Source organism: Pseudomonas sp. PARCl1 (assembly GCF_947311875.1).
GTDB lineage: Bacteria > Pseudomonadota > Gammaproteobacteria > Pseudomonadales > Pseudomonadaceae > Aquipseudomonas > Aquipseudomonas juntendi.
Map to the genome: position 1 here is coordinate 1 of NZ_CAMZMX010000079.1, position 9,768 is coordinate 9,768.

Consider the following 9,768-nt stretch of genomic DNA (forward strand, 5'->3'; position numbering starts at 1 on the left):
CTTGTAAGTGGCCTCGTCGGTCAGCGTAGTGGCCGCAACCTCGGGACGAACGGGATACAGTGGAGCCGCACTCATCTGTGTTACCTCGGTGTAATAGTTGTTTTTGTATGGAACCGTTTGTAACTGTACCAGAGCAACAAAAGCCATTCGACGTTGGTAGTAATTTGGTACGGCCGTACCGGCAGAAGGCTCTGGCGCAAGCCTTACAGCTTGCCTGGCATGCCGCTTAACGCACGGAACGATGGATTGTTACAGATTCTGTTAAAAGACTTTATCAAAACACCCCCTGTTTCGGCCCGGGTGGCGGCCATAAAATTCACTTCGCCAGCAACGGCAAGGCGATTAACAACTGGTAACAGCCCCCACGAAGGCGCACGTTGATCTCCCTTTATCTGGTTAGTTGAAACTTGATGTACACGCGGCGCCACAAGCGCCGCGCGCCCCCTCACGACCTTAGACAGGTATATTTGAAATGAAAGCTTTACTGGTATTGGTACTGGGTAGTCTTTGCGGCGCGGCACTGGCCGATGAAGCCAAAGATGCCGAGCAGATTCCGGTTGAACAATACAGTTACTCTCAGCACCTGGACATTGCCCGCGTCATTTCCATGAGCGAAGTGCCCAATGTGTGCGAAGTCGTGCCAGCGCGCATGACCTACGAGGACTCCCAAGGGCAGAAGCATATCCTCGAATACCGCGTGATGGGGAACGGCTGCTCTAACGGGTGAAGACCTTGAATCGGGGCCCTGCGGGGCCCCTTCGCGGCACAATACCTGTAACTTTAAAGCAGTGCCAAAGTTGTTGCCCGCCCCTAATCGCCCGACTTGTTAAGTGAATAATCTCTCAACTTGTTGGCAATGGTGGTATGTGAAACACCCAATCTTTTTCCCAGTGCCCGGCTACTGGAAAACTCGCCCATCAAACTTTCCAGCACCGCTTTTTCAAAGCGCCCGACGATCTGCGAAAGATCCCCTTCCAGCGAAAAATCACCCAGCGGTTGGCGCACGCCATAATCCGGCAAACGAATATGCTCGCTCTTGACCACGCCGCCTTCGCATAATGAAACCGCCTGGAACAAAACGTTCTCCAACTGCCTTACATTACCCGGCCAATGATACTGCCCAAGTTTGTCCATGGCTGCCGGCGCCAAACGTGGCAAGGCGCAGCCGATCTGCCGGCTGGCCTGATCAATAAAATGCTGCACCAGCCCTTCCAGGCCATCCATGCACTCGCGCAAAGGCGGAATGTGCAGCGACAACACGTTGAGGCGGTGATACAAGTCCTGGCGGAATTCACCACGGGCACACAATTCGGACAAGTCCACCTGGGTGGCGCAGATCACCCGTACATCCAGGTATACCTCTTCATCGCTGCCGACCCGGCGGAAGCACCCGTCCTGCAGGAAGCGCAGCAGCTTGACCTGCAGGCGCGGGCTCATCTCCCCCACCCCGTCAAGGAACAAGGTGCCCCCCGCAGTCAGTTCCAGTAACCCAAGCTTGCCCTCGGCCCGCGCCCCTTCGAATGCCCCCGGGCCATAGCCGAACAGCTCGGTCTCGGCCATCGACTCTGGCAACCCGGCACAGTTGAGCGCCATCAATGGCGACTGCCCGCGCGGGCTGGCCAGGTGGCACGCCCGCGCCAGCAGCTCCTTGCCGGTGCCGGTCTCGCCCTCGATCAGCAACGGCGCATCCAGCGGCGCCATGCGCCGCGCTTCACGCACCACGGCTGCCATCACCCGCGAACTCTGGAAGATGCTGTCGAAACCCCGCAACTCCTGCTTGCGCACATTGTAGATGCGCTCGCCAATGCGGTCGGCACGGTGCAGGGTAAGCACGGCACCGGCCAGCGCCTCGCTCTCGTCATGCTCGGACTGCAGCGGCGCGATATCGGCCAGAAACACATCACCCTTGACCTGGATGCGCAGGCCGTTGATACGCGACTTGTTCGCCCGCACCAGCTCGGGCAAGTCGAAATCTTCGACGTAGCGGGCCAATGGCATGCCCGGCACCTCGTCCACGCGTACCCCCAACAGCTGCGCTGCGGCACGGTTGGCCGCAACGATGCTGCCGCCCATATCTACCGACAGCACCGGGAAGTCCAAGGCCCCCAGTAGCGCGTTCAGCTCCATGTGCCGGCGCTCACTGGGCATCAGCCCCACGCGCTTTACGCCGAACACCCCGGCAATGGCCTCGAACTTCGGGCGCAGGGCTTGGAACTGCAAATTGACCAGGTTCGGGCAGTGCAGGTAGATGGCGTTGCCATGGTCACCCCCCACCTCGCCGCGCAGCACGTTGATGCCGTACTCGACCAGCAGGTTGAGGATGTCCCGCAGGATGCCAATGCGATTCTGGCAGTGCACTTTGATACGCATAAGGGCTCTCGCAACGCCGATGTTTTTCAACACAGCGCAGAAAATTCGTAAAGATAAGCTGACAAAAACCGAACAAACGCCAGCCGAATACGGCGTATTTTCCGCGCTCTCGTGAAATTTGTAAAATTTTCGTTACGATCTTCACCCCGCGAGGCATTTCAACGCAGCCAGGCCCCCGTGCAAAGCGGTGAGCAAAAGCCTAATGCTTGGGTATGTGCCGTACATAACAAGAAAGCCCTCACCAGGAGAGCCCTATGAAACAGACGCACTACGTGGCCCGCGAGCCCGATGCGCATGGTTTTATCGATTATCCCCAGCAAGAGCACGCTGTGTGGAATACCCTGATCACCCGCCAGCTGAAGGTGATCGAAGGCCGCGCGTGCCAGGAGTACCTCGACGGTATCGAGCAACTCAACCTACCCCATGAGCGCATTCCGCAGCTGGGTGAAATCAACAAGGTGCTGGGCGCCACCACCGGTTGGCAGGTGGCCCGGGTACCTGCCCTGATCCCCTTCCAGACCTTTTTCGAGCTGCTGGCCAGCAAGCGCTTCCCGGTCGCGACCTTCATTCGCACCCCGCAGGAGTTGGACTACCTGCAGGAACCAGACATCTTCCACGAGATCTTTGGCCACTGCCCGCTGCTGACCAACCCCTGGTTCGCTGAATTCACCCACACCTATGGCAAGCTGGGCCTGGCCGCGACCAAGGAACAACGGGTGTACCTGGCCCGCCTGTACTGGATGACCATCGAATTCGGCCTGATGGAAACCGCCCAAGGCTGCAAAATCTACGGTGGCGGCATTCTTTCATCGCCCAAAGAGACCGTATATTGCTTGTCTGGTGAACCCGAGCACCAGGCCTTCGACCCCGTCGAAGCCATGCGTACACCGTACCGCATCGACATCCTGCAGCCCCTGTACTTCGTGCTGCCGAACATGAAGCGCCTGTTCGACCTGGCCCACGAGGACATCATGGGCATGGTCCACACCGCCATGCAGCTGGGCCTGCATGCGCCTAAATTTCCACCCAAGGTTGCTGCCTGAGCGACCTTGCCGATAACAACTCGAAGCGGAAACTATTCCATGAATGCCTTGAACCAAGCCCACTGCGAAGCCTGCCGCGCCGACGCGCCGAAAGTCACCGACGAAGAGCTGGCAGAACTGATTCGCGAGATCCCGGACTGGAACATCGAAGTACGTGACGGCCATATGGAGCTGGAGCGCGTCTTCCTGTTCAAGAACTTCAAGCACGCCTTGGCGTTCACCAATGCCGTTGGCGAAATCGCCGAAGCCGAAGGCCACCACCCCGGGCTGCTGACCGAGTGGGGCAAGGTGACCGTGACCTGGTGGAGCCACTCGATCAAGGGCCTGCACCGCAACGACTTCATCATGTGTGCGCGCACCGACAAGGTGGCGGAATCGGCTGAAGGCCGCAAGTAAAGCCGCGACTGCCCCACTGACACCGGCAAGGCCGGTGCCCTGCGCCACCCCTGCCTGGCGGGCGAACGCGCCACAAAGCCGCCGTTTTTCGGCCAGATGTTGTGCGCTGTTCGCCCGCAAACCCGACCGGCGAGCGGGAAAAAAACCAAACTGTCATCCAGACTTGTGTATCCTGCCCCAGCTTTGTAAAGCTTCAAACGCGCCTGGCGCAGACTTTTCACTCACACTTGCGAGGAACGACGAGATGCATGAGATCCCGAATCTTCCCTTCCCAAGCCTGAACCCAGAAGAGCCAACCGTGACCGCCCACGCCGAACCGGCAGCTGCCGTCGAGCAGGATGGTGACGATCAATCCAGCGCTGACCAGGACTAACTGCGCATCCCCGACTGTGTGAAAACGGCTGACCTGCGGGCCACCCCCGTCAGCACGTTTTCACACCGTCCAGAACCCATGTAGGCCCTCATGCCCGACTCACCCCGCCCCCTTGCGGTCACCCTGCAAGTCGTCTCCATCGTTCTGTTCACCTTCATTGGCTACCTGAACATCGGCATTCCGCTGGCCGTACTGCCCGGCTACGTACACAACGACCTGGGTTTCAGTACCGTCGTCGCCGGCCTGGTGATCAGCGTGCAGTACCTGGCGACCCTGCTCAGCCGCCCTGCCGCCAGCCGCATCATCGACAACCATGGCAGCAAGAAAGCCGTGATCTACGGCCTTGCCGGCTGCGGCATCAGCGGCGTGTTCATGCTGGCCTGCGCCTTCCTGACCCACCTGCCCGGGTGGAGCCTGGCCTGCCTGCTGGCTGGCCGACTGGTGCTGGGCAGCGCCGAAAGCCTGGTGGGTTCGGGCTCGATAGGCTGGGGCATCGGCCGGGTCGGGGCTGCCAACACGGCCAAAGTGATTTCCTGGAACGGCATTGCCAGCTACGGCGCCTTGGCCATCGGTGCGCCGCTGGGCGTACTGATGGTCAAGGGCCTTGGGCTGTGGAGCATGGGCCTGAGCATCATCCTGCTGTGCGCGGTCGGCCTGCTGCTGGCCTGGCCCAAACAGGCTGCGCCCATCGTCCATGGCGTGCGCCTGCCGTTCCTGAGCGTGCTGGGCAAAGTCTTCCCGCATGGCTCGGGGCTGGCCCTGGGCTCGATCGGCTTTGGCACCATCGCCACCTTCATCACCCTGTATTACGCCAGCCAGGGCTGGGCCAATGCCGCACTGACACTGAGCCTGTTCGGTGCCAGCTTCATCAGTGCTCGCCTGCTGTTCGGCAACATGATCAACCGGATTGGCGGGTTTCGCGTGGCCATTGCCTGCCTTGCGGTAGAAACGCTGGGGCTGCTGATGCTGTGGTTGGCGCCCAGCGCGGAGCTGGCGCTGGCCGGGGCAGCACTGAGCGGGTTTGGCTTTTCGCTGGTATTCCCGGCGCTGGGCGTCGAGGCAGTGAACCAGGTCTCGGCGGCCAACCGCGGGGCGGCGGTGGGGGCGTATTCGCTGTTCATCGACTTGTCGCTGGGGGTAACCGGGCCTCTGGTGGGCGCAGTGGCGGCCGGGTTCGGGTTTGCCTCGATGTTTCTGTTTGCCGCCGCCGCTGCGGCCTGTGGGCTGCTGCTGAGCCTGTATCTGTATCGGCAGGCTCAACAGGCCCGGGCGCGGTAAAACGACGCCGCGCTGGGCTGCAAGGCAGCCCGCACCGCTGAAGGTCAGCGCTGGGCGTACTGCAACACCACTTCCAGCGGGTGGCGCATCTGGCGTTCGGTCATGCGCTTGACCTGGCTGCGGCACGAATACCCGGTAGCCAAAGGTTCGCCCTCCTTGTCCAGCTTGGTGGCCCAGCTTTGCTCGAAGATGGTCCGCGAGGTTTCCTGGTTGCGCGCCTCATGCCCATAGGTACCGGACATACCGCAGCAGCCAGTGGCCTCGGTCACCAGCTTCAGCCCCAAACGGGCAAACACCTGCTCCCATTGGCGGGTACTGGCCGGCACATTGGTCTTCTCGGTGCAGTGCGCCATCAGGCGGAAGTTGCCCGGCGCGGTCGGTGCCTGTTCGGGCAGCACATTCATCAGCCATTCCTGCGGCAGCAGCACCTGCGGGCAACCGTCCATGCCCGGCACCTTCTGGTACTCCTGGCGGTACACCAGGGTCATGGCCGGGTCCAGGCCCACCAGCGGCACGCCGCAATCGGCCAGGGCCTTGAGCTGGCTGGCATTGCGGATCGCCGCCTTGGCGAATGCACCGAGGAACCCCTGCACATGCAGCGGCTTGCCGTTGGCGCTATACGGCGCCAGGAACACCCGGTGGCCGAGGCGGTTGGCCAGGTCGATGAACGCCGAAAGCAACGGCGTTTCGAAGTAACGGGTGAAGGCATCCTGCACCAGCACGATGCTGCGCTCGCGCTGGGCCGGGGTCAATTCGCGCAGCGCCGGCACCGTGGCCACGCCAACACGGCAGCGGGTCAGGGTGGCCTGGAAGTTGAAGCGGCTGATCAATGGGCTGTCGACCATGCCGACCTTTTCGGCCAGCAGCCTGCTCACCCATTTCGACCCCATCACCGCGTTGTACAGCCCCGGTGCGTGTGCCAGGTAGGGGATGGTGAACTCCAGCGAGCCGATCAGGTAGTCGCGCAAGGGGCGCTGATAACGGCCGTGGTACAACTCCAGAAAGCGCGAGCGGAAGTCCGGCACGTTGACCTTGATCGGGCACTGCCCAGCGCAGGATTTGCACGCCAGGCAACCGGCCATGGCGTCATACACCTCATGGGAGAAGTCGGCCTGGCCCTGGTTGCGTGCGCGGTTGTTGCGCAGGCGCGCCGGCAGGCCCTTGAGCCACGAGACCTTGTTACGCGCCGCAGCCAGCACGTCGATGTTCGCTTCGCCCTGCAGGCGCAGCCATTCGCGCATCAGCGAGGCACGGCCCTTGGGCGAGTGCTGGCGCTCACGGGTGGCTTTCCATGAGGGGCACATGGCGTCGTTGGGGTCGTAGTTGTAGCAGGCACCGTTGCCGTTGCAGTGCACGGCGCTGCCGAAGTCTTGCCAGACCCGTTCGTCGATGCTGCGGTCCAGGTCGCCGCGCAGGGTCACGCCATCGACCTTGGTCAGGCCTTCGGCGCTGTCGGGCGGCGTGCAGATCTTGCCCGGGTTCAGCTGGTTATGCGGGTCGAAGGCGCCCTTCAGGCGCTGCAGTGCTGGGTACAGTTCGCCGAAATACTCCGGCACGTACTCCGAACGCAGGCCCTTGCCATGCTCGCCCCACAACAGGCCGCCATAGCGTTTGGTCAGTGCCGCCACCGCATCGGAAATCGGCTTGACCAGCGCGGCCTGGGCCGGGTCTTTCATGTCCAGCGCGGGGCGTACGTGCAGCACGCCGGCATCCACGTGGCCGAACATGCCGTAGGCCAGGCCGTAACCATCGAGCAAGGCCCGGAAATCGGCGATGTAGTCGGCCAGTTGCTCCGGCGGCACCGCGGTGTCCTCGACGAAAGGTTGCGGGCGCACCTCGCCCTCGACGTTACCCAGCAGGCCCACCGAGCGCTTGCGCATGGTGTAGACACGGGTGACGGCCTCGGAACCCTCGGCCAGCGTGTGGCCCAGGCGCTCGACACTGGTGTCGCTCTGCAGGTGCTGGAGGAACGCCTGCACCTTGGCATTGACCTGCGCCGGCTCGTCCCCGCAGAACTCCACCAGGTTGATGCCCAAGGTCGGCCGCTCGGGGTCGGCCGGGAAGTATTCGGCAACGCTGTGCCAGACGATATCCTTCATCGCCAGCATGAGCACCTTGGAGTCCACGGTTTCGATGGACAGCGGCTTGTGCGCCATCAGCGCATTGGCGTCGCGCAGGGCATCCATGAAGCTGGTGTAGCGCACATTGACCAGTACCGCGTACTTGGGGATCGGCAGCACATTGAGCTTGGCTTCGACCACATACCCAAGCGAGCCCTCGGCACCGCACAGCACGCTATTGAGATTGAAACGGCCCTGTTCGTCGCGCAGGTGCGCCAGGTCGTAGCCGGTCAGGCAGCGGTTGAGCTTGGGGAAGGTGCGCTCGATCAGGTCGCCCTGGGTTTGCTGGATGTCCCGCGCCATGCGGTACACCTCGCCCACCCGGCCAGGCGCGGCACAGGCCTGCTCCAGCGCGGCCTCATCGATCGGCAGGCTGTGCAGGCGCTCGCCACCGAGCAGCACGCTGTGCAACTCCAGTACGTGGTCGCGGGTTTTGCCATAAGTACAGCTGCCCTGGCCGCTGGCGTCGGTGTTGATCATGCCGCCGACGGTGGCGCGGTTGGACGTGGACAGCTCAGGGGCGAAGAACAGCCCGTACGGCTTGAGCGCAGCATTGAGCTGGTCCTTCACGGTGCCGGCCTGCACCCGCACCCAGCGCTCCTCGACATTGATTTCGAGGATGTTGTTCATGTGCCGCGACAGGTCGACGACAATGCCATCGGTCAGCGACTGGCCGTTGGTGCCGGTGCCCCCGCCGCGCGGGGTGAGCTTGACGTGCCGAAAGCGTGCTTCGGCCATCAGCGTGGCCACGCGCGCCACATCGTCGGCATCCAGCGGGAACACCGCAGCCTGCGGCAGGCGCTGATAGATCGAGTTGTCGGTGGCCAACACCGTGCGGGTCGCGTAGTCGGCGCTGATCTGGCCACGGAAGCCGCTGTTGCGCAGGGCTTCGAGGAATTCTGGGTAGTTGGCACTGGGTGCAACGGTTGGCAGCTGGGCGATCATCGAAGGATGGCCTCTTGATATTGGCTATTCACGGGATTCCTGTCGCCCCGGCATGGGTCAAACCAGGCGGGGGTGACGTATAAGCCAATGTTCCTGTAGTTTGCGCTCAGGGGCAAACGGATAATCCTGCCGCTATCAATGACTTTTATGAATGAATTACCGCCACCTGACTCCGTCCATGTCGCTGCTGCTGGCATTCGAGGCCGCCGCCCGGCATGAAAGCTACACCCGCGCCGCTGCCGAACTGTCACTGACCCAGAGCGCGGTCAGCCGGCAGGTGCAGGCACTGGAACAACAACTGGGCCTGACCCTGTTCCGCCGTGAAGGGCGCCAGGTGCAACTGACCGATGTCGGCCGGCTGTACCAGGGCGAGCTCAGCGAGGCGCTGGGGCGCATCCGCAGCGCCACCCTGCAAGCGCTGGCTTACCAGTCCGGGGTCGGCACCTTGCGCCTGGCCACCCTGCCCACCTTCGGCTCCAAATGGCTGTTGCCGCGCTTGCATGCGTTCTACAGCGCGCACCCAGGCATGCTGGTGCACATTCACTCACGCATCGAAGCCATTAATTTCGAAACCAGCGAGATCGATGCCGCCATTGGCGTGGCCAGCCACGACCTGCCCGGGCTGGTCTGCCATCGCCTGCATGCCGAGGAACTGGTGGTGATCGTACCGCCGCAGGCCAGCGCCGACCGCCAGGGCTGGAGCCCCGCCAGCATCAGCGAAGAGGTGCTGCTGAACGTGGCCAACAACCCGCATGCCTGGGGCGAGTGGTTTTCCCACCATGGCCTGCCGCACCGGGCGATGCGCCTGGGGCCGAGTTTCGAGCTCACCTCGCACCTGATCCAGGCCGTGCGCGCCGGGATCGGCATCGGGCTGGTACCGCGTATTCTCGTGGAAGAAGAACTGGCCAAGGGTGAACTGCACAGCCCCGGAACAGCTTTTGCCAGCCAGCGCAGTTACTACCTGATCTACCCGCCGAGGAATGAGGCATTACCGTCGTTGCGGGCGTTCAGGGGGTGGTTGCTGGAGCAGATCTGAGTCCTGCCTCGACCGCATAGGCCCCAAGCCCTGTGCAGTACCTGTAGGAGATTCTATGGTTTCTGGCAAGGGTAGCCGGAGCATCTTCAGCGCCTGTGAGATCGAGCGCCGCCCGCGCGGCGCATCGCGAGCTGCGCTCGCTCCTACGTTTGTTTCGGGCCAGTAACGCCTGTGACAGGCGCGCGCGGCCGCCTTGTTTGTACGGCG

Annotated in this window: 8 protein-coding genes; 6 read left to right on the forward strand and 2 right to left on the reverse strand. The window is 62.5% G+C overall.

Annotated features, from left to right (window positions below; translation table 11 throughout):
- Positions 1 to 472: 472 nt before the first annotated feature.
- Positions 473 to 727, forward strand: a complete 255-nt coding sequence (locus QME24_RS24125) for a DUF2790 domain-containing protein (RefSeq protein ID WP_009681490.1) — start codon at positions 473 to 475, stop codon at positions 725 to 727.
- Positions 728 to 810: 83 nt separating this feature from the next.
- Here QME24_RS24125 and QME24_RS24130 read toward each other — a convergent pair whose 3' ends face one another.
- Positions 811 to 2,370 (reverse strand): sigma-54-dependent phenylalanine hydroxylase transcriptional regulator PhhR, encoded by a 1,560-nt coding sequence (locus QME24_RS24130; protein ID WP_009681491.1) that lies wholly within the window; start codon positions 2,368 to 2,370, stop codon positions 811 to 813.
- Between the two features lie 254 nt (positions 2,371 to 2,624).
- Between QME24_RS24130 and phhA the strand changes: the two genes are divergently transcribed.
- The 4 genes from phhA to QME24_RS24150 all read left to right on the forward strand — a co-directional run bounded on the left by phhA (position 2,625) and on the right by QME24_RS24150 (position 5,460).
- Entirely contained in the window at positions 2,625 to 3,413 is a 789-nt protein-coding gene (gene phhA, locus QME24_RS24135) for a phenylalanine 4-monooxygenase (protein WP_009681492.1), read from the forward strand.
- Positions 3,414 to 3,452: 39 nt separating this feature from the next.
- The gene (locus tag QME24_RS24140; RefSeq protein ID WP_009681493.1) at positions 3,453 to 3,809 is read left to right on the forward strand and encodes a 4a-hydroxytetrahydrobiopterin dehydratase; all 357 of its coding nucleotides are present in this window, start codon (positions 3,453 to 3,455) and stop codon (positions 3,807 to 3,809) included.
- 244 nt (positions 3,810 to 4,053) lie between these two features.
- Positions 4,054 to 4,182: a hypothetical protein gene (locus QME24_RS24145; protein WP_009681494.1), complete on the forward strand. Its 129-nt coding sequence runs from the start codon at positions 4,054 to 4,056 to the stop codon at positions 4,180 to 4,182.
- A 90-nt stretch (positions 4,183 to 4,272) separates the two neighbouring features.
- Positions 4,273 to 5,460 carry an MFS transporter gene (locus QME24_RS24150; RefSeq protein ID WP_054904770.1) on the forward strand — a complete coding sequence of 396 codons (1,188 nt, stop codon included), beginning with the start codon at positions 4,273 to 4,275 and terminating at the stop codon, positions 5,458 to 5,460.
- Positions 5,461 to 5,504: 44 nt separating this feature from the next.
- Here QME24_RS24150 and QME24_RS24155 read toward each other — a convergent pair whose 3' ends face one another.
- A complete protein-coding gene (locus QME24_RS24155; protein WP_009681496.1) occupies positions 5,505 to 8,525 on the reverse strand; it encodes an FAD-binding and (Fe-S)-binding domain-containing protein in 3,021 nt (1,006 codons plus the stop codon).
- A gap of 151 nt (positions 8,526 to 8,676) precedes the next feature.
- Here QME24_RS24155 and QME24_RS24160 point away from each other — a divergent pair, with 151 nt between their 5' ends.
- On the forward strand, positions 8,677 to 9,561 hold the full coding sequence (locus tag QME24_RS24160) for a LysR substrate-binding domain-containing protein (RefSeq protein ID WP_009681497.1): 885 nt from the start codon (positions 8,677 to 8,679) through the stop codon (positions 9,559 to 9,561).
- Positions 9,562 to 9,768 lie beyond the last annotated feature (207 nt).